The organism is Rhizobium sp. ZPR4 (assembly GCF_040215725.1).
GTDB lineage: Bacteria > Pseudomonadota > Alphaproteobacteria > Rhizobiales > Rhizobiaceae > Rhizobium > Rhizobium rhizogenes_D.
On sequence record NZ_CP157968.1, the window covers coordinates 180,520 to 197,481 of the forward strand.

At 58.4% G+C, this 16,962-nt stretch carries 17 protein-coding genes and 1 riboswitch; of the genes, 4 read left to right on the top strand and 13 right to left on the bottom strand.

The genetic code is table 11. From position 1 onward, the window contains the following. Positions 1 to 6: 6 nt before the first annotated feature. The 7 genes from ABOK31_RS20365 to ABOK31_RS20395 form a co-directional block, all read right to left on the bottom strand. Positions 7 to 1,017: a zinc-dependent alcohol dehydrogenase family protein gene (locus ABOK31_RS20365; protein ID WP_349960325.1), complete on the bottom strand. Its 1,011-nt coding sequence runs from the start codon at positions 1,015 to 1,017 to the stop codon at positions 7 to 9. 102 nt (positions 1,018 to 1,119) lie between these two features. Further along, on the bottom strand, positions 1,120 to 2,178 hold the full coding sequence (locus ABOK31_RS20370; RefSeq protein WP_349960326.1) for a carbohydrate kinase family protein: 1,059 nt from the start codon (positions 2,176 to 2,178) through the stop codon (positions 1,120 to 1,122). Then, positions 2,178 to 2,849 (bottom strand): D-lyxose/D-mannose family sugar isomerase, encoded by a 672-nt coding sequence (locus ABOK31_RS20375; RefSeq protein ID WP_174181049.1) that lies wholly within the window; start codon positions 2,847 to 2,849, stop codon positions 2,178 to 2,180. The genes ABOK31_RS20370 and ABOK31_RS20375 overlap by 1 nt, the downstream gene beginning before the upstream one ends. Continuing rightward, positions 2,846 to 4,003, bottom strand: coding sequence for a Gfo/Idh/MocA family oxidoreductase (locus tag ABOK31_RS20380; protein ID WP_174181051.1), 1,158 nt, complete (start codon positions 4,001 to 4,003; stop codon positions 2,846 to 2,848). Before ABOK31_RS20380 ends, ABOK31_RS20375 begins: the two co-directional genes overlap by 4 nt. Before the next feature lie 21 nt (positions 4,004 to 4,024). Further along, positions 4,025 to 4,849 (bottom strand): aldolase, encoded by an 825-nt coding sequence (locus tag ABOK31_RS20385; protein WP_174181053.1) that lies wholly within the window; start codon positions 4,847 to 4,849, stop codon positions 4,025 to 4,027. A 198-nt stretch (positions 4,850 to 5,047) separates the two neighbouring features. Continuing rightward, positions 5,048 to 6,046 (bottom strand): Tim44 domain-containing protein, encoded by a 999-nt coding sequence (locus ABOK31_RS20390; protein WP_349960330.1) that lies wholly within the window; start codon positions 6,044 to 6,046, stop codon positions 5,048 to 5,050. Between the two features lie 195 nt (positions 6,047 to 6,241). Beyond that, positions 6,242 to 6,463, bottom strand: a complete 222-nt coding sequence (locus tag ABOK31_RS20395) for a hypothetical protein (RefSeq protein WP_174181057.1) — start codon at positions 6,461 to 6,463, stop codon at positions 6,242 to 6,244. A 352-nt stretch (positions 6,464 to 6,815) separates the two neighbouring features. On the opposite strand from ABOK31_RS20395, the gene ABOK31_RS20400 reads away from it, so the two are divergent. Beyond that, on the top strand, positions 6,816 to 7,094 hold the full coding sequence (locus ABOK31_RS20400; RefSeq protein WP_174181059.1) for an HU family DNA-binding protein: 279 nt from the start codon (positions 6,816 to 6,818) through the stop codon (positions 7,092 to 7,094). 117 nt (positions 7,095 to 7,211) lie between these two features. On the opposite strand, the gene ABOK31_RS20405 is transcribed toward ABOK31_RS20400, so the two are convergent. From ABOK31_RS20405 to nrdH, 5 genes are all read right to left on the bottom strand, one after another. Continuing rightward, complete coding sequence (locus ABOK31_RS20405) at positions 7,212 to 8,036, bottom strand: glycerophosphodiester phosphodiesterase family protein (RefSeq protein ID WP_349960334.1); 825 nt, start codon at positions 8,034 to 8,036, stop codon at positions 7,212 to 7,214. A 195-nt stretch (positions 8,037 to 8,231) separates the two neighbouring features. Further along, positions 8,232 to 9,206 (bottom strand): class 1b ribonucleoside-diphosphate reductase subunit beta, encoded by a 975-nt coding sequence (gene nrdF / locus ABOK31_RS20410; RefSeq protein ID WP_349960336.1) that lies wholly within the window; start codon positions 9,204 to 9,206, stop codon positions 8,232 to 8,234. A 19-nt stretch (positions 9,207 to 9,225) separates the two neighbouring features. Further along, positions 9,226 to 11,307 (bottom strand): class 1b ribonucleoside-diphosphate reductase subunit alpha, encoded by a 2,082-nt coding sequence (nrdE, locus tag ABOK31_RS20415; RefSeq protein WP_349961354.1) that lies wholly within the window; start codon positions 11,305 to 11,307, stop codon positions 9,226 to 9,228. Between the two features lie 116 nt (positions 11,308 to 11,423). Next, positions 11,424 to 11,819: a class Ib ribonucleoside-diphosphate reductase assembly flavoprotein NrdI gene (gene nrdI, locus ABOK31_RS20420; protein ID WP_349960338.1), complete on the bottom strand. Its 396-nt coding sequence runs from the start codon at positions 11,817 to 11,819 to the stop codon at positions 11,424 to 11,426. Between the two features lie 11 nt (positions 11,820 to 11,830). Then, positions 11,831 to 12,052 (bottom strand): glutaredoxin-like protein NrdH, encoded by a 222-nt coding sequence (gene nrdH / locus ABOK31_RS20425; protein ID WP_174181069.1) that lies wholly within the window; start codon positions 12,050 to 12,052, stop codon positions 11,831 to 11,833. Positions 12,053 to 12,298: 246 nt separating this feature from the next. After that, positions 12,299 to 12,517: riboswitch (cobalamin riboswitch) on the bottom strand. Between the two features lie 161 nt (positions 12,518 to 12,678). Between nrdH and ABOK31_RS20430 the strand changes: the two genes are divergently transcribed. Beyond that, the gene (locus ABOK31_RS20430) at positions 12,679 to 13,917 is read left to right on the top strand and encodes a hypothetical protein (RefSeq protein WP_349960340.1); all 1,239 of its coding nucleotides are present in this window, start codon (positions 12,679 to 12,681) and stop codon (positions 13,915 to 13,917) included. 209 nt (positions 13,918 to 14,126) lie between these two features. On the opposite strand, the gene ABOK31_RS20435 is transcribed toward ABOK31_RS20430, so the two are convergent. Continuing rightward, positions 14,127 to 15,218 carry an acyltransferase family protein gene (locus tag ABOK31_RS20435; RefSeq protein WP_349960341.1) on the bottom strand — a complete coding sequence of 364 codons (1,092 nt, stop codon included), beginning with the start codon at positions 15,216 to 15,218 and terminating at the stop codon, positions 14,127 to 14,129. Between the two features lie 309 nt (positions 15,219 to 15,527). Between ABOK31_RS20435 and ABOK31_RS20440 the strand changes: the two genes are divergently transcribed. Next, the gene (locus ABOK31_RS20440) at positions 15,528 to 16,541 is read left to right on the top strand and encodes a LacI family DNA-binding transcriptional regulator (RefSeq protein WP_349960343.1); all 1,014 of its coding nucleotides are present in this window, start codon (positions 15,528 to 15,530) and stop codon (positions 16,539 to 16,541) included. Further along, on the top strand, positions 16,538 to 16,945 hold the full coding sequence (locus tag ABOK31_RS20445; RefSeq protein WP_349961238.1) for a substrate-binding domain-containing protein: 408 nt from the start codon (positions 16,538 to 16,540) through the stop codon (positions 16,943 to 16,945). The genes ABOK31_RS20440 and ABOK31_RS20445 overlap by 4 nt, the downstream gene beginning before the upstream one ends. The last annotated feature ends 17 nt before the right edge of the window (positions 16,946 to 16,962 follow it).

The following is a 16,962-nucleotide window of genomic DNA, read 5'->3' on the forward strand; positions in this document are numbered from 1 at the left end:
CGAGATTCATGGCCGAACGATGACCTTGATTTCGCCTGCCAGCGGCGCGCTGCCGACCACACCCGCAACATCCTCAAGGCCGATCGTCTTCGTCACAAGCGAATCCAGCTCCAGAATCCCGCTTGCCACCATGCCGGCGGCGCGGGAATGCGTGAAGGGATTGAGATAGGCTGGCCTGATCTCGATCTCGTTGACAAGCAGATCGAACGGCAACACGGGCACTTCCAGCCCCGCCGGCGTCACACCGAACAGCACGAAGGCACCACCGCGCCGCACCATCTGAACGCCCGTCTGGAGCGTCTCGGGAACGCCGGCGCATTCTATAACCACATCGACGCCGCCATGGGTCAACTGCCGAACGGCGGCAACCGCATCTGTCGCCGTCGGATCAAGAGCCTGCGTTGCGCCCAGCCGTAAAGCCGCTTCGCGCCGCGATAGCTGCCTCGTGATCAGGATGATCTGATCCGCGCCTGCGAGACGGGCCAGTTGCACCATGAGCAGTCCGATGACGCCGCCGCCCAATATGGCGACGCTGTCACCCGGGCGAATCTTCGCCTTGTCGATGGCATGGATGCAGCAGGCCAGCGGCTCGCAAAAGGCGCCATGAACGGGATCGAGATCCGCAGGCAGCGTGAACGCCTGGCCGCAGGGAACCGCGACATAGTCGGCAAAGCCACCATCCCGCGTCACGCCGATGGCCTTCAGGTTGGCGCACAGGTTCGGCCGGCCACGCCTGCAAGCCGGGCATGTGCCGCAAGCGATATTCGGGTCGACCGTGACGAGTTCTCCGCCGACGAACGACGAAACGCCCTCACCCACCTCCTCCACGAGGCCGCAGAATTCATGGCCAAGCGTCACCGGGATCGCCGTTGGATATTCGCCCTTGTACATGTGCCGGTCGGATCCGCAGATGCCCGCAGCCATTACGCGCACGACGACTTCTCCCGGCCCGGCAGTCGGTTTCTCGACCATGTGCATGGCCATATGGCCGATCGCTTCCAAACGGACTGCCCTCATTCGCCTCCTCCAAGCATAAGGTTCGATTCTTTGATGCTCACTGTGCCACTCCCATCGGCACTATAGCACCCAATGATGTGCATTGCGGCTCTGCTACCCGCGTTAAGCACAGGCGGACTGCATCTCCTTCACATCCGCCAGAAGTGCCGCCATGTCAGGGATGCCATCGGTCGCGGTCGCCCCTCCAAGGCAACGGGCGGCAGCGGCATGGGCAGCGGCGCAGATGCGCTCGACGGGCCAATCCTCATGCAGGCCGTAGAGTACGGCGGCGCAAAAAGCGTCGCCCGCGCCGACGGTGCTGACGATATCGGCCGGATCGACCGGTCGGGAGCGGGAGATAATTGGCTTTGCGCCCGGCGCAAACCAGAAGCAGATTTCCGGAGCGTGAATGATTGCCCCCTTGGCGACACCCGCGATCAGCAAACGCTCACCCGCTGCCAATAATGCCGCTTCGATCAACTCCCCCTTCGCATCTCGTACGGTCATGCCGGTTGCCCTACCTGCCTCGATTTCGTTGATGACGAGGAAATCACAATATGGCAGGGCTGCGCCGACCTTTGCCGCAAACTCCGGGTCCTCGCTGGAGACGAAATCGACGCAGGTGGTCAGGCCGGCATTGTGCGCGGCCTGAAGCAAGCGCGACGCCCCCGATCGACCATCCGCATCGATGGCATCGAGACCGGGCAGCAACATCAGATAGCCAAGATAGAAGAAGCGATAGCCGGCGTTGGCAAAGGTCGCGGGCGAGATGAGCACATCCGTCACCGCATCATTGGCACCACCATGATAGAAGAACGTACGGTTCTGCCCCGGCACGTTCATGACATGGGTATGCGCCGTCGCATGGTCGGGAAGCTCCCGCAGACCGCTGACATCGATGCCGGCGCCTTGAAGCCGCGTCTTGACAATCCCGCCATCGATATCCGTGCCGATGCAGCCTGCCGCCGCGAGCTTTCCGGGAAAGCCGAGCGAGGCGAGATCGGTGACGACATTGGCGGCCCCGCCGCCAACGCCCACATCCTGATGCTGGATATAGGCAAGATTACCCTGTTCGGGCCAGTAGGACAGCGTATGCACGCGGTCGACGATGAAGTTTCCCGCGCAGACGATGCCTCCCTTGTCTTTCCTTTCGCTGTCGCGAACCTCCTCCCCGGTCCGCATCAGCCACCTGCCTCATTCCAGAGTGGCCTGAGAGGCAGCTCATCCTCCTCGATCGCGGCGAAGCGCCCGATCGGCTCTAGAAAGTAGTTATCGCTATTGTCGTCATTGACCTGACTGACCTCACCGACGAAGACCGGCCCGCCGCCCTTTCGGCCGTAGAAGCGATGATAGAGCCCGGTGTGGATCGTCACGCTTTGGCCGGGGGAAAGAACCAGCGGTTCCCATGCGGCAAGTTTTCTCGGCAAGCCATCCACCGGGACGGTCACGTCATCCTGCAGCACATTGCCCTCGGCGTCGGTCGCAGCGAATTCGATCACGAGATCGCCGCCGGCCCTGTTGATGATGTCCTCCATCTTTGCCTGATGGCGATGGGTTGGCGTTACCTGCCCTTCCTCGACGAAAAGCAGCTTCTCGGCATAGGTGCGCTCGCCCTCAACACCGACGATGCCGTTGCGCAGGCAAAACAGCACGAGACCACATTCGGCAAACCGGCCGGAGCCGAAGTCCGTGACGTCCCACCCCAGCTGATGGCTGCGCAGATATCGCGCTGCTTCCGGATTGGCGGCGAAATCCTCCGCAGTCCAATAACCCCATTCCGGCAGCGACCAACGCCAATGTTCGAGGGTTTTGCTTGCGCGCCGCAGCGCTTCGTTGATCTCGGAGCGCTTCATCGGGCGGTTGCTCCTTCGTAGTCGACCGGCACCACGATATTCTCACGGCCGGATTTCAGCGCCGCCGTCAGTACCGCGTGATGAGCCTGCGCTTCTTCCGGCGTGGCGCAGGAAAAACCATTGGCGTTTCCACCTGCCAATTCATCGACGAAGGCCGCCCACATTTGCTGGATGGCATCGGCAAAGCCGAATTCAAAGATCTTGCCGGTGATCGCCGGGAAGAGGGAGCCGTATCCGAGGTCTTCGGTGCTCCAGGCCTGCGTACCACCGGTATAATCCATCCATTGCCATTGCCGCGGCGACTTGGTGGTAAAGAAAGCGCTCTTCTTCATGCCGAGGACGCGAATATACCAGCTATTGGCTTCGCCCGGAGCGATACGCCAAGTCTTCAGCACCATCGGAAAATCCTGGCCGCCCGCGCTGACGCGGGTGCTGATCGTTGCGTTGTCCCAGGTCGTGCACGGCACCATGCCGCCCTTTCCGTCCGGCCGCTCGGTGATCTTCTTGACCAGTTGCGCATGCAGGGTTTGCGGACGCCAGCCGAGCCGCAAGGGTACGTGCAGGACATGCATGCCGAGATCGCCCATGCAGCCATAGTCACCGTTGATATCGGCCATGCGCTTCCAGTTGATCGGCTTCTGCCTGTCGATATCGGAGGAGTGCAGGAAGCCGGCTTCGACTTCGAGAATATCGCCCATCTCGCCGCTTTCAGCGAGCGCGATGACCTTCTGCGCTCCTGGGAAGAACGGCATTTCCGACGAGCAGCGAACCAGAAGCTTCGGGTTTTCGGCAAGAACCGCCATGATCTCGCGGTTCTGTGCCGCATCCATGCCGAACGGCTTTTCGCCAAGCAGATGCTTTCCAGCTTTTAGAATGTCGATATAGAATTGCTGATGCAGCACATGCGGCACGGCGCAATAAACGGCGTCGACATCCGGATTGGCCAGCAGCTCCTTATAATCGCCGGTGGATTGCCGGACTGATGGCACATTGTCCTTGAACCAGTCGAGAAGTGCTGGATTGGTGTCGCAGACGGCGACGATTTCCGGTCGGGCTCTTGTATCGGCCAGATGCAGCCAACGCGCCGCAGCGCTTGCGAATTCGCGCCCCATCAAGCCGCAGCCGATGACGCCGAAGCGGAATACTCTTTTCATCGTTCCTCCTCCCAGGATGCGTCAGGCGAGATGCCGCGAGGCGTCTTCGACGGACGCCTCTTCATGGACGATCGCCATCAGCGCGCGCGTCATGCCGGCTGGATTGTTGTGCTGGATGACATTGCGGCCATAAACGATGCCGCGGGTGCCCTGCTCCATCAACTGTTTCGTGCGCGAGAGTATTTCCTGATCCGAGACGCGGCCGCCGCCACGCACCAGCACGGGCAGGCCCTGAGCGATCTCGATGACACGATGATACTCCTGCACGTTGTCGCAGGGGTCGGCCTTGATGATGTCGGCGCCGAGTTCGGCTGCCTGGCGCACCAGCGGCAGGATCTTGTCGATCGTGCCGTCGACCATATAGGCACCCTTGGAATTATCCTGCATGACCAGCGGCTCGACCATAAGCGGCATGCCGTAAATCTCGCATTCGCGCTTCAGGCTGTTCACGTTGCGCACGCAGGCGCGGTAGACTTCAGGCTGGTTCGGCAGCATCAGAAGATTGACGACGACGCAGGCAGCATCGAGCACCACCGCCTGCTCCACACCCCGGTCGATCATCTCGGAAAACAGCGCCGAGGGCAGTGGATTGCCATAGATATTGGCGATATCGGTCCGCAACACCAGAGCCGGACGATTTTTACCGGGAATCGCCTGCAAAATGGGCGCAGTTCCCGGAGGAAGCTGGATGGCATCGGGCGCGGCGTCGGCAATCACCTTGACCGCCGTCCGCATATCCTCGATGCCGGCCAGAAAGGTCCGTTCATTGAACATGCCATGATCGATGGCGACGTCGAAGCAATTTCCAGATACGCCAAACAGGCGGTTGAGCCGCGCGGATTTCATCCATTTCCTCCCAATGTGGTAACGTTTCCACACATGCACATTAGAGAATGAATCCATCGAGTCAATGGCACATGCGGTATCGTTTCCACATCCGCTTGGCCTCTTCCGGCGATGAAGAGCGGAGGGTTATCAGTTTGTGAATATGGTCAACCGCCCCCGACCCGTCGCGAGGGCGCTTCTATGATAAAGCCGCGGCGCCTAGTGGGTTTCCGTTCCCTGAATCGCGGAAAGCGTCCAATCAGCACCCGGCTTGCGCACGAAGGTCCAGAGCTCGGTCGTTTCCGAAGGATTGCGATCGTCGCCGTCGACAAGCTTCCCGGTCGCACGATCGACCATCGCGTCGATGCTGGAATAACGCATGGCAAGCGTTGCATATTCACTGTCGCCCTCGCGCCAGGCTTCGGCGATATCGCCCTGCAGCAGGCGGACGTCTGAAACGCTGTTGCGCACACCGTGGGTGGCGTTCTCGCCCAGCTCCTCGGCAAGATAGGACATCGCTTCCGGCGTGGTCAGTCTGCGGATCGTTGCATAGTCCTCGGCACCGTAGGCCGTTTGGATTTCGGTAAGAAGATGCTCGAAGCGATCGAGATCGGCCTGTTGCAGCCCGATCTCGTCATTGGCTTGGCGTGCTTTCGGCCCGCCCGCCGTTCCACCACCGATGGACGGGATCGAAAAGGAAGGACGCGGCGAGGCGCCAGCATTGTTCATGGCGTTCATGTTGTAGGACGGCCCAGATCCGGGTGCCGCATATTGCGTGCGCTGGCGGTTTGCAAAGAAGCGCATGGCGAAGCTGATGAGCAGCACGATCAGGCCGATCTGCAGCAGCATGCCGAGGAAGCCGACGCCGCCGCCGAAACCATGGCCGAGCATCATGCCGAGAAGGCCGCCGGCGATCAGACCACCAATCATCGATCCACCGAAGCCGCCAAAAAGGCCTGGACGCTGCGGTGCGCCGAGCGGCGGCTGGGTCGTTGTCTGCTGCTGCGGTCGCTGCGTCATCGACCGATCGATCGGGGCTGCCTGCGTGGGTGCCGTCCGCGTTACAGCCGGGGCATCGAAGGTGCGCGTCCCACGGCTTCCGAACCCGCTGGATCCAGCCCGACGCGCATCGACAGCGTCAAAGGTCGCTAAAGATGAAGCGGCGGCAAGGACGACGATGGCTGCGATCTTGGCAAAACGCGGTACTGCGCGGAACATTGGCTCTCCTGTCATTGGGCAGAAAATCGTTTCCGCCCTCATATGGGGACGCCAGGTTGCGATTGTAAGTTGGCAGCCGGTCAAAATCTCAATCCTGAGCACGTCGAGACATGAGCCGGGCAAAGGAAATCGTTGCTTGGACGATCGAGAAAACGGCGAGATTCCAGTCTTCTCGACCAGTCGACGGAGGTTCCTTCAGCGTTCGTCGAGCTTTTCGAGCAACCCGTCATAAACTTCCATCAGCGCATTGGTGATCGCCTGCCCAAGCGCATTGCCGGCCACGCGAACATCATCGTCCGTGCCATCGCGCGCCGCCTTGGCCAGCTCGAAGCCCTGCTCGCTGATGATCTGCTTTGCAACCTCGATGGCCCAGAGCCCGAAATCGCCGCGATTGTCTATCTTGATCTCATCTTCCATGGCCTACTCCATCCTTCATCATGATCAGGCACTATACGGCCACCCCTCGAAAGGCCAGACCTGATTGCGCAGACACAGGCGCCATCCCTCATCCGAAGGCACGATCTAGGCTCGATATCGGTTGTTTTGATAGATTCGGGACAGCCCGATCAGAGATGCAACTGGCGTCTCGATGCCGCCGCTCATGGTCGCTTACCCTCCGGAATCACCCATGCAAGGCCTCGCAAACGGGCCTGATGCGTCGGAACCTGTGGAAATACAGGCATTCTCGGCTTTTCCAGGCCGGACTCCAGGTGACAATGGACATCGGCAATGGAAATGATTCCGATGTCATCAATGCGGGGGAAGCCTCATGACCACCACCAATGAAATCGCAGACAAGATTGCTGCAGACCACAAGCTTACCAAAGTCCAGAGCAAGGCGATTGTCGAAGCCGTCTTTGCAGCTATTACCGGGGCCGCAACATCCGGCACCGAAACCTCGATCCCGGGCTTTGGCAAGTTCAAAGTCAAGGATACGCCGGCGCGCGAAGCACGCAATCCGGGAACGGGCGCAACCATCAAGGTTGCTGCATCGAAGAAGCTCGCCTTCACGCCCGCCAAGGCGCTGAAGGATGCACTCAACAAATAATCCAGATCCGGATCGTTAAGATCCGATGGTTCAATGGCCGGCTCTATCTGTTGGGGCCGGCCGTTTGCGTTTTCAAACGAAGGCGAACACCGCTGACTAATCTCATCGAAGGGCCGGTTAACGCGTCTTGAGATAGGTCTTCAGCGCCTCAGCCTCGTCCGTCTGGATCGCGGAGACGCCGGCATCAATAAGCCTGCCCCAAATCGCCGCAGGATCCTGCAGAGCGGCAGTATCCGTGAAGCCGGCGCAGGAAACGGAATCGAGCGTATTGACCCAAAGGCGCGCACCCGCATCCACAAAAAGTGCCTTGCGGGCCGAAAGCTGATCAAGACTGTCGAAGTAGATTTCACAGAGCAGCGGGTTGAGCTGGCACAGAAGATCGAGCTGGTTTTCGGCGTCAGCGGAACCGAGGCGTGTTTTCGCCATGAACAGAACCATCTCCGGCGACACGTTGCCCCGGATCCAGGCGAGATCGTCCGAGGTTTTCAGATCGCCCCAAAAATCAACCTGCCGATCGACGCCCATCGCCCGGGCGCAGGCAATCACGTCAGGGATCATGTCTCTGCGCTTGACATCGAGATGCAGGAAAATGCGGCCGCGCGTGAGGTCGAAGACATCCTTTAGGCTCGGCAGCTTTTCTCCCGTCATTCGGTTCGTCTCGCCGCCATCGCAGTCGCGCAGGTTCAGGCTCGACAATTGCTGCAGCGTCAACCCTTCTGCCTCTTGCGCGAGACCAGCCGTCCGCTCAAGCGTATCGTCATGCAGAAGGAAAAACTCTCCATCGCTGCTGCACCGCACGTCGATCTCGACCACGTCATAGCCGGCAGCGATTGACCGCTCGATCGCAAGCAAGCTGTTTTCCGGCGCAGCGCGCCAGATCCCGCGATGAACCACGATCGCGCAGTCACGCGCGGGATCGGCGATATAGTCGGCATAGTCCATGATAGGTCCTCACCTCGCGGGAATGCGCGCGAATCGCCCGAAGCCGGACGTCTTCGCCGGGGCGTATCATGGGATTTTGACAGATCTGCAAAACGCGGCACCAGTCACGCAAACGGTAATTAAAACAGCGATCGCAGCCGATTGGCTACGATCGGAAATCATAGGTAAATTATCCAGGCTGCAGGAGATGCAATCTCAGAAATTCCAGTCTTCGTCTTCGGTCGCGACCGCCTTGCCGATGACGTAGGACGAGCCGGAGCCCGAGAAGAAGTCGTGATTTTCATCGGCATTCGGCGAAAGTGCTGACAGGATCGCCGGATTGACCTTGCAGGCTTCGGCAGGGAAAAGCGCCTCGTAACCGAGGTTCATCAGCGCCTTGTTGGCGTTGTAGTGCAGGAACTTCTTGACGTCTTCCGTCAGCCCGACGCCGTCATAGAGCGCTTCGGTATATTTGGCTTCGTTGTCGTAAAGCTCCAGCAACAGATCGAAGGCAAAATCCTTGATCTCCTGCCGCCGCTCTTGCGAAAGCTGCTCCAGACCGCGCTGGAACTTGTAGCCGATATAATAGCCATGCACGGCCTCATCGCGGATGATGAGGCGGATCATGTCGGCCGTATTGGTGAGCTTGGCGCGGCTCGACCAGAACATCGGCAGATAAAAGCCCGAATAGAACAGGAAGCTTTCAAGGAAGACACTGGCGACCTTCTTCCGCAGGGGATCGCCGGACGAATACTGTTCCATGATCAGCGTCGACTTCTTCTGCAGGAACTCGTTCTCTTCGGACCAGCGATAGGCGTCGTCGACATCGGGCGTCAGGCAGAGCGTCGAGAAGATCGACGAATAGGAGCGCGCATGCACGGCTTCCATGAAGGAGATGTTCGACAGCACCGCTTCTTCATGCGGGGTTACGGCATCGGCCATCAGCTTGACGGCGCCGACGCCGTTCTGGATCGTGTCGAGCAGCGTCAGTCCGGTGAAGACGCGGATGGTGAGCTGCTGCTCCTCCGGCTTCAGGGTTGCCCAGGACTGGCTGTCGTTCGACAGCGGCACCTTTTCCGGCAACCAGAAATTCCCGGTCAGGCGATTCCAGACCTCGAGATCCTTGTCGTCCTCGATGCGGTTCCAGTTGATGGCGCGAACGCGGCTCGCCGGCTTGAATTGCATGTTCATTTTATCGTCCCTCAAAGGTTCAGAGCGTGCAGGAAACGCAGCCCTGAACCTGCGTGCCTTCGAGCGCCATCTGGCGAAGCCGGATGTAGTAGATGGTCTTGATGCCCTTCTTCCAGGCATAGATCTGCGCCTTGTTGATATCGCGCGTGGTCGCTGTGTCGCGGAAGAACAGCGTCAGCGACAGGCCCTGGTCGACATGCTGGGTTGCTGCCGCATAGGTGTCGATGATCTTCTCCGGCCCGATCTCATAGGCATCCTGGTAGTAGTCGAGATTGTCGTTGGTCATGAAGGCGGCCGGATAGTAGACACGGCCGATCTTGCCTTCCTTGCGGATCTCGATCTTGGAGACGATCGGATGGATCGAAGAGGTCGAGTGGTTGATATAGGAGATCGAACCGGTCGGCGGCACGGCCTGCAGGTTCTGATTATAGAGACCGCCTTCCATGACGGCTTTCTTCAGCTCTAGCCAATCCTCCTGCATCGGGATGGCGATACCAGCCTTTTCAAAGATTTCCGCGACACGCTCGGTCGCCGGCTTCCATTCCTGGCCGGTATATTTGTCGAAATACTCGCCGGACGCATATTTCGAATTCTCGAAGCCCTTGAAGCTCTGCCCGCGCTCGACCGCCAGCAGGTTCGAGGCGCGGATGGCATGGTAGGTGACCGTGTAGAAATAGATATTGGTGAAGTCGACGCCTTCTTCCGAACCGTAGAAGATGCGCTCGCGGGCGAGATAACCGTGCAGGTTCATCTGCCCGAGGCCGATCGCATGGCTGTCATCGTTGCCCTTCTCGATCGAGGGCACGGAGGAGATGTGGCTCATATCGGAAACCGCAGTCAGCGCCCGGATCGACATTTCGATGGTCTTGCCGAAATCGGGGCTGTCCATTGCCGCGGCGATATTGAGAGAGCCGAGATTGCAGGAGATGTCCTTACCCATATGCTTGTAGGAGAGATCGTCGCCATATTCGCTGGCTTCGCTGACCTGCAGGATTTCAGAGCACAGATTGCTCATGGTGATGCGGCCGGCTACCGGATTGGCGCGGTTCACCGTGTCTTCGAACATAATGTAGGGATAGCCGCTCTCGAACTGGATCTCGGCGATCACCTGGAAGAATTCGCGCGCCTTGATCTTCTTCTTGCGGATGCGGCTATCAGCGACCATCTCGCGATATTTTTCCGTCACCGAGATTTCGGTAAACGCCACGCCATAGACGCGCTCCACGTCATACGGCGAGAAGAGATACATATCCTCGTTGTTCTTCGCGAGCTCGAAGGTGATATCGGGAATGACGACACCGAGCGACAGGGTCTTGATGCGGATCTTCTCGTCGGCATTTTCGCGCTTGGTATCGAGGAAACGCATGATGTCAGGGTGGTGGGCGTTCAGGTAGACGGCGCCCGCTCCCTGCCGCGCGCCAAGCTGGTTGGCGTAGGAGAAGGAATCTTCCAGCAGCTTCATGACAGGAATGATGCCTGACGACTGGTTCTCGATATGCTTGATCGGCGCACCGGCCTCGCGAATATTCGTGAGAGACAGTGCCACGCCACCGCCGCGCTTGGACAGTTGCAGCGCGGAATTGATGGCCCGGCCGATAGACTCCATATTGTCTTCGACGCGCAGCAGGAAGCAGGAGACCAGCTCACCGCGCTGCTTCTTGCCGGCATTGAGGAAAGTCGGCGTTGCCGGCTGGAAACGGCCGGAGATGATCTCGTCGACGAGATTGCGGGCGAGCTGCTCGTTTCCGCCGGCCAGCGTCATCGCCACCATGCAGATACGGTCTTCGTAGCGCTCAAGATAGCGCTTTCCGTCGAAGGTCTTCAGCGTATAGCTAGTGTAATACTTGAAGGCGCCGAGGAAGGTCGGGAAGCGGAACTTCTTCGCATAGACGTGATCGAAGAGATCGCGCACGAAATTGAAGGAATATTGGTCGAGCACCTCCTGCTCGTAATAGCCCTCCGTTACCAGATAATCGAGCTTTTCTCTAAGGTTATGGAAGAAGACCGTGTTCTGGTTGACGTGCTGGAGGAAATATTGCTTGGCCGCCATTCGATCCTTGTCGAGCTGGATCTTTCCGTGCTCGTCATAGAGGTTCAGCATGGCGTTGAGGGCGTGATAGTCCAGCGCCGTTTCCGTGACTTTCGCGGATCGGTCGCTCGCGGGATGAGAAAACGTGCTCTGCGGTTTTTCGCCCGCATCCCGCGACAAAGAAGAGCTTAGCGTGTCCAAAATCGTTCCAATCCGTGTCTGACATTGGCGACATCCTCATCCGTGCCCAGAAGCTCGAACCGATAGAGATACGGCACCTGGCATTTGACAGAGATGATGTCGCCGGCGATCCCATAGGTCGCGCCGAAGTTGCTGTTGCCCGCGGCGATGACCCCGCGGATATTTAAACGGTTGCCCGTATCGTTGAGGAAGCGGATTACCTGCTTGGGCACGGCCCCCTTGCCACCTTCACCGCAATAGGTTGGGACGATCAGGACATAGGGTGAAGTCGCGCGAAGCTCGTTCCCCGCGGCAAGCGGGATACGCGTGGCCGGCAATGCAAGCTTGGCAACGAAGCGATGAGTGTTTTCCGATCGGCTGGAGAAATAGACAATCTCGCCCACCGCCAGGATCCTTAAGCGAGAGCGCTGATCATGTCGGGACGGAAGCCGGCCCAATGCAGTTCGCCGGCAACGACAACCGGAACCTGACGATAGCCGAGGCCCTGCACCAGCTCATAGGCTGCGGCATCGGCCGATACGTCGACGATGGTGTAATCGATGCCCTGGCGATCGAGGGCGCGGGTCGTGGCGGTGCACTGGACGCAGGCGGGCTTGCTGTAGACGGTGATGCTCATGAGATATCCTCGTATGAATGGGCATAGAAAGTCGTTCGGGCGTCAGACGACTCCCGCTCGGCGGAGTGAAAAAGGGGCAAACCTAGGCGGCTGCCGGACGCATTAAGCGGCCGTCATTCGCGCGGGCGACTATGGATACTCAGGAACATGCACTTCACCCCGAAGTTATTGATGCGGGGTTTTCGAGGAAGCGACGGCGGCTATCATGCCGCATGGACCATCGCTCGCCAGCCGGACACCCCGCCCGTGGACGTCAATGCTCAAGGCAGGTCTCCTGGCTCGCGGGTCATAACATTCGTCCTGCCTTCCCAAGGCTCATAGCCTCAGTGACGTCATCAAACGAATGCTCACCGCTCACAGTTGCGGGGGCAGCTCCGGCTTGGCGATCATCATGTTCACCGACCGGATTCCCATCTTAGCCTCCAATTCTTGCGAATCAGAAGAACCTCGAACACTACATATAGTATCTTCAGTTAAAATTGCGTCAACTGCTTCGATAGCCTCAAGCCAATTTCGATGTTGATAGGCTCCGACAATCTCGCCCGACGCGAGCATGGAGGGGCTAGACAAACGCAAGGTTACTTTATTACGTTGTCGACGTAATGTTATTACATAAAGGATTTTTCATGCCAAACACAAGCTCTGGTATCCTGCTTGCAGCCTCATCGCTGGCTTGCGCCTTGCTGTTTCCCTTTTCGTCGTTTGCAGACGACGAAAACGAGGCGGAAAGCTGGCGGCTATTCGTCGCCGATCACAGCCTGCCGATCGTCCGTGCGATCGACGCCACGAATGGCAAGGAAATCGCCCGGTTCGACATTGACGGTTACGCTGCCCTCTCGCTCAGCCAGTCCGGCCGCACTATCTTTGCCGTGCAAGGTGAAAAGAATGTGGTCCATGCGATTGCGACAGGCATCGCCCTCTCCGACCACGGCGAACATCGCGATATCGAACTTTCCGATCCGAAACTGCTCCGGACACCGATCAAGGGCGACAAGCCGGGGCATGTGGTGACGCACGGCAACGATGTGGCGATCTTTTACGACCGCGACGACAAGTTCGATCTCCTGTCCGAGGGCGGACTTGCCGAAGGCAAACCCGATATTCGTTCATTCCAAACGATCGCCGCCCACCATGGCGTTGCCGTTCCGATGGGCAACCATCTTCTTGTGTCGGTGCCGAACATGGAGGCTCGCGTCAAGGAAGGCGAGTTGCCGCCACGCCTCGGCTTGCGCGTGCTGGACCGAAAGGGCACACAGGTCGGCAAGATCGAGCATTGCACCGGCTTACACGGCGAGGCAACATCGGCGCGCCTAGTCGCCTTCGGCTGCGAGGAAGGCGTCCTGATCGCCCGCCCCGGCGGCATCGACGGCCCGAAGATCGAGATGCTCGCCTATGGCTCCTCCCTGCCGAAGGGCAAGGTTTCGGCATTACTCGGCGGCACGTCCATGCAATTCTTCCTCGGCAATTATGGCGAGCAGAACCTTGTATTGATCGATCCGGACAATGCTGACCAACCCTATAAGCTGATCGAACTGCCGACACGACGGGTCGACTTCATACTCGATCCGGCAAAGCCGCAGATCGCCTACATTCTCACCGAGGACGGCAATCTGCATATCCTCGATGTCGTGAAAGGCATGATCGTGAAATCCGAGACCGTCACCGAACCCTACAGCAAGGATGGCCACTGGCGCGATCCGCGGCCGCGATTGGCCGTTGCCGGCAATCTTATCGCCATTACCGATCCGCGCCACAGCCTCGTTCGTATGGTCGATAACCAATCGCTGAAGGAAGTCCGCAGCATTCCCGTCGAGGGGAAGCCCTTTGCTATCGTTGCGGCCGGCGGATCGGGAGCGGTACACTGATAGTCTGAAGTGTGGAGATTGCGATCTGTTTCAGATCGTTGTTTGTTGGTACCAGTATCTGACTACCGCTGCCTGTTTGGAGCGCTATGTTTTAGGCGCAATGCCATCAATCGCTAACCGTAGATCATCGCAGCAGGAGCCGGTTGCTCGGCCGGCTCCCGACAATTGACAATCGATAAAAATCCAATTTGCCAAGCCTGCCCATGATATCAGGCAGCATGCGGACGAAATATTGCGTTCGCGGCACTTTCCAGACGAAGCTTCAGTTCATAGACGACAGCGCAGATCGCTAAAGTGGCGATGGCAATCGGGACAAACGACGCAGCGGACAAGAGCCCCAAACGGTCCAATTCGTAGGCGATCAGCAGCATAACGGTTTGGTGGAGAACGTAGTAGGTGAGAACCGCCCTGTTGAGATATCGGACCACGGCGTTTTCCGATCTGCACCAAATCCTCGCATAACCGAGAATGGCGACGATCGCACACCATTGGAACGTACCACCAAGCATTCTCCCGACAGACAGCCGCCACACGTCTGGATCGCTGGAGGGCAGGCTGGGAAACAGGCACACCAAGGCCAGCGCACAAGCGACCGTCAGAATCAATGCCGGCCTCCGCATGTTGACAATAGCATCCCAGCAATCGTCACGCGTTGCCATCACAGCCCCCATCAGGAATGCAGCCATGTAAACGGCATGATTGTACCAATCAGTCAAAAACTCCAGCGATGGGGGGAAAATCGGTCTCAAGACGAACCGCAGCAAGATGAATAGCACGGCGGGCATTATCAGTACCCATTTGCCTGTAAACCAAGGAGCTAGCCGATCTCCCATATAGGGCAACAACGACGGCCATACCGCCACGGCAAGCGTGACGATCACGGTATAACTCCATAGATACAGGAGATACCAAAGGTGTTGCATGCCAGCGAGCAGCGTCTGCTCACCGCCTGGCAAGGGAACCGGAGTCAAGGTCACATAGGCCCAGAAGACCTGCAAGAGACTAATATGCACTCCCATCTTCGCGTTCAAAAATACATATATCTGCGGCGGAATCAAAAAAAGCATGCCCACCAGAAAAGGCAGCAATAATTGTCTTGTCCGCGCACTCCTCAATGCGCCGGGAGGACGCTTCACAAGCAGCATACCAGTCACGGCGCCAGAGATGAAAAACAGCAGCGTCATTCGCCACGGATGCGTCAGCAAATGAATCACATCGAAGGCGGAAGAGCTGTCCGGCGCCTTCAGCAGAAAGGTTCTTGAATTGTACATCAGGCTAACGTGATAGACGATCAGCAGCATAAATGCTGCCACCCTGACAAAATCCAGATCGTGTCGGCGTGATGGTCTCTCCATATTTCCGTACCTTAGATTTCAACCGTTAATTGAGTATGTAACGGACTGCTCAAAATTTCGCTTGGGTCGAGCCCCGCAGAAGCGTGGCCAAGCCCGCCTGAGCGCCCCAAGCAAATGTCTATGTCGACAAACGGCTATTCTCCGGCACATGAGGGCTTTCCGCCAAAGGATGAGCAGAGCCCAATGAGGCCGCTTGACTCTCAATCAGCAGGCTTTTATTGATACGTATAACTAATACGTATAAGCAGACGGATAATGACGAACGGACGAGCAACGCAAAAGGATGTCGCGAGGGCTGCTGGGGTCTCGCAGGCTACCGTTTCCATGGTTCTGAGCGGCGGTGGGGCATCCATCCCGGCGGAAACATGGGCTCGCATCACAAAGGCGGCAAAGGACCTCGGCTACGTACCCAACCGCTTTGCGCAGGCGCTGAAGACGAGCCGCTCGATGACCATCGCCTGCATCGTGCCCGATATCACCAACCCGTTCTATCCGTCGCTGGTGCGCGGCATACAGTCCATTGCCGATGGCCTGAACTATGATGTCATCACGGTCAATACGGACGGCACTCCGGAACGCGAACGTCATTTTCTCGATTGGGCACGGCAGGGACGCGTCGACGGCGTGATTGGTGTCTTCTTCACGCTGAAGGCCAGGGATTTCAGTCCATTGGTCGAGGCCGGCGTTCCTATAGTGAGAATTGAATCATCGAAGAAACGTGGCGGTGAAATCCCGGTCGACGATATCTATGTCGACAGCCAAGCAGCAGCGCAGACAGTGACCGAATACCTGCTGGGCCTCGGCCATACGCGTATCGCGCTTGTTGCGGGCCGCGGCGGTCCGCAGGCCCATCGTATCGAGGGCTATCGTGCGGCGCTCTCGAGACGCGGCCATCCCGATCACGTCGTCATCGATGACGAATTTTCCGAGATGGGCGGCATACGCGCGGCCGAGAGCATTCTTGGCGGTGATTTCAGACCGACCGCCATCTTCGCCGCAAATGATCTGATGGCGATCGGCGTGATGCAGTCGCTGCGCGAACGCGGCATCCGCATTCCCGAAGATATCGCCGTCGTCGGTTTCGACGACATTTCGGCCGCCAAGCTCGTCACCCCGACGCTGACGACGGTCGCGCAGTTTCAATGGAAGATGGGAGAACGTGCCGCGCAGACGCTGATGGATCGCCTGCGCGGAGAGAAGACCGGTACTGGAACCGCCGTTGAAATGCCCTTCGATCTCATCGTCAGGGGTTCGACGAGCAACGAATAAAATCAAATCGGGAGGAGAAAACCGATGCACAGACGTACAGTGTCATCGATGACGAATTTTCCGAGATGGGCGGCATACGCGCGGCCGAGAGCATTCTTGGCGGTGATTTCAGACCGACCGCCATCTTCGCCGCAAATGATCTGATGGCGATCGGCGTGATGCAGTCGCTGCGCGAACGCGGCATCCGCATTCCCGAAGATATCGCCGTCGTCGGTTTCGACGACATTTCGGCCGCCAAGCTCGTCACCCCGACGCTGACGACGGTCGCGCAGTTTCAATGGAAGATGGGAGAACGTGCCGCGCAGACGCTGATGGATCGCCTGCGCGGAGAGAAGACCGGTACTGGAACCGCCGTTGAAATGCCCTTCGATCTCATCGTCAGGGGTTCGACGAGCAACGAATAAAATCAAATCGGGAGGAG

Excerpts from the sequence above, each read along its gene's own strand:
- ABOK31_RS20365 (WP_349960325.1), bottom strand. The coding sequence starts at position 1,017 with ATGAGGGCAGTCCGTTTGGAAGCGATCGGCCATATGGCCATGCACATG.
- ABOK31_RS20370 (WP_349960326.1), bottom strand. The coding sequence starts at position 2,178 with ATGCGGACCGGGGAGGAGGTTCGCGACAGCGAAAGGAAAGACAAGGGA.
- ABOK31_RS20375 (WP_174181049.1), bottom strand. The coding sequence starts at position 2,849 with ATGAAGCGCTCCGAGATCAACGAAGCGCTGCGGCGCGCAAGCAAAACC.
- ABOK31_RS20380 (WP_174181051.1), bottom strand. The coding sequence starts at position 4,003 with ATGAAAAGAGTATTCCGCTTCGGCGTCATCGGCTGCGGCTTGATGGGG.
- ABOK31_RS20385 (WP_174181053.1), bottom strand. The coding sequence starts at position 4,849 with ATGAAATCCGCGCGGCTCAACCGCCTGTTTGGCGTATCTGGAAATTGC.
- ABOK31_RS20390 (WP_349960330.1), bottom strand. The coding sequence starts at position 6,046 with ATGTTCCGCGCAGTACCGCGTTTTGCCAAGATCGCAGCCATCGTCGTC.
- ABOK31_RS20395 (WP_174181057.1), bottom strand. The coding sequence starts at position 6,463 with ATGGAAGATGAGATCAAGATAGACAATCGCGGCGATTTCGGGCTCTGG.
- ABOK31_RS20400 (WP_174181059.1), top strand. The coding sequence starts at position 6,816 with ATGACCACCACCAATGAAATCGCAGACAAGATTGCTGCAGACCACAAG.
- ABOK31_RS20405 (WP_349960334.1), bottom strand. The coding sequence starts at position 8,036 with ATGGACTATGCCGACTATATCGCCGATCCCGCGCGTGACTGCGCGATC.
- nrdF (WP_349960336.1), bottom strand. The coding sequence starts at position 9,206 with ATGAACATGCAATTCAAGCCGGCGAGCCGCGTTCGCGCCATCAACTGG.
- nrdE (WP_349961354.1), bottom strand. The coding sequence starts at position 11,307 with ATGCTGAACCTCTATGACGAGCACGGAAAGATCCAGCTCGACAAGGAT.
- nrdH (WP_174181069.1), bottom strand. The coding sequence starts at position 12,052 with ATGAGCATCACCGTCTACAGCAAGCCCGCCTGCGTCCAGTGCACCGCC.
- ABOK31_RS20430 (WP_349960340.1), top strand. The coding sequence starts at position 12,679 with ATGCCAAACACAAGCTCTGGTATCCTGCTTGCAGCCTCATCGCTGGCT.
- ABOK31_RS20435 (WP_349960341.1), bottom strand. The coding sequence starts at position 15,218 with ATGCTGCTGATCGTCTATCACGTTAGCCTGATGTACAATTCAAGAACC.
- ABOK31_RS20440 (WP_349960343.1), top strand. The coding sequence starts at position 15,528 with ATGACGAACGGACGAGCAACGCAAAAGGATGTCGCGAGGGCTGCTGGG.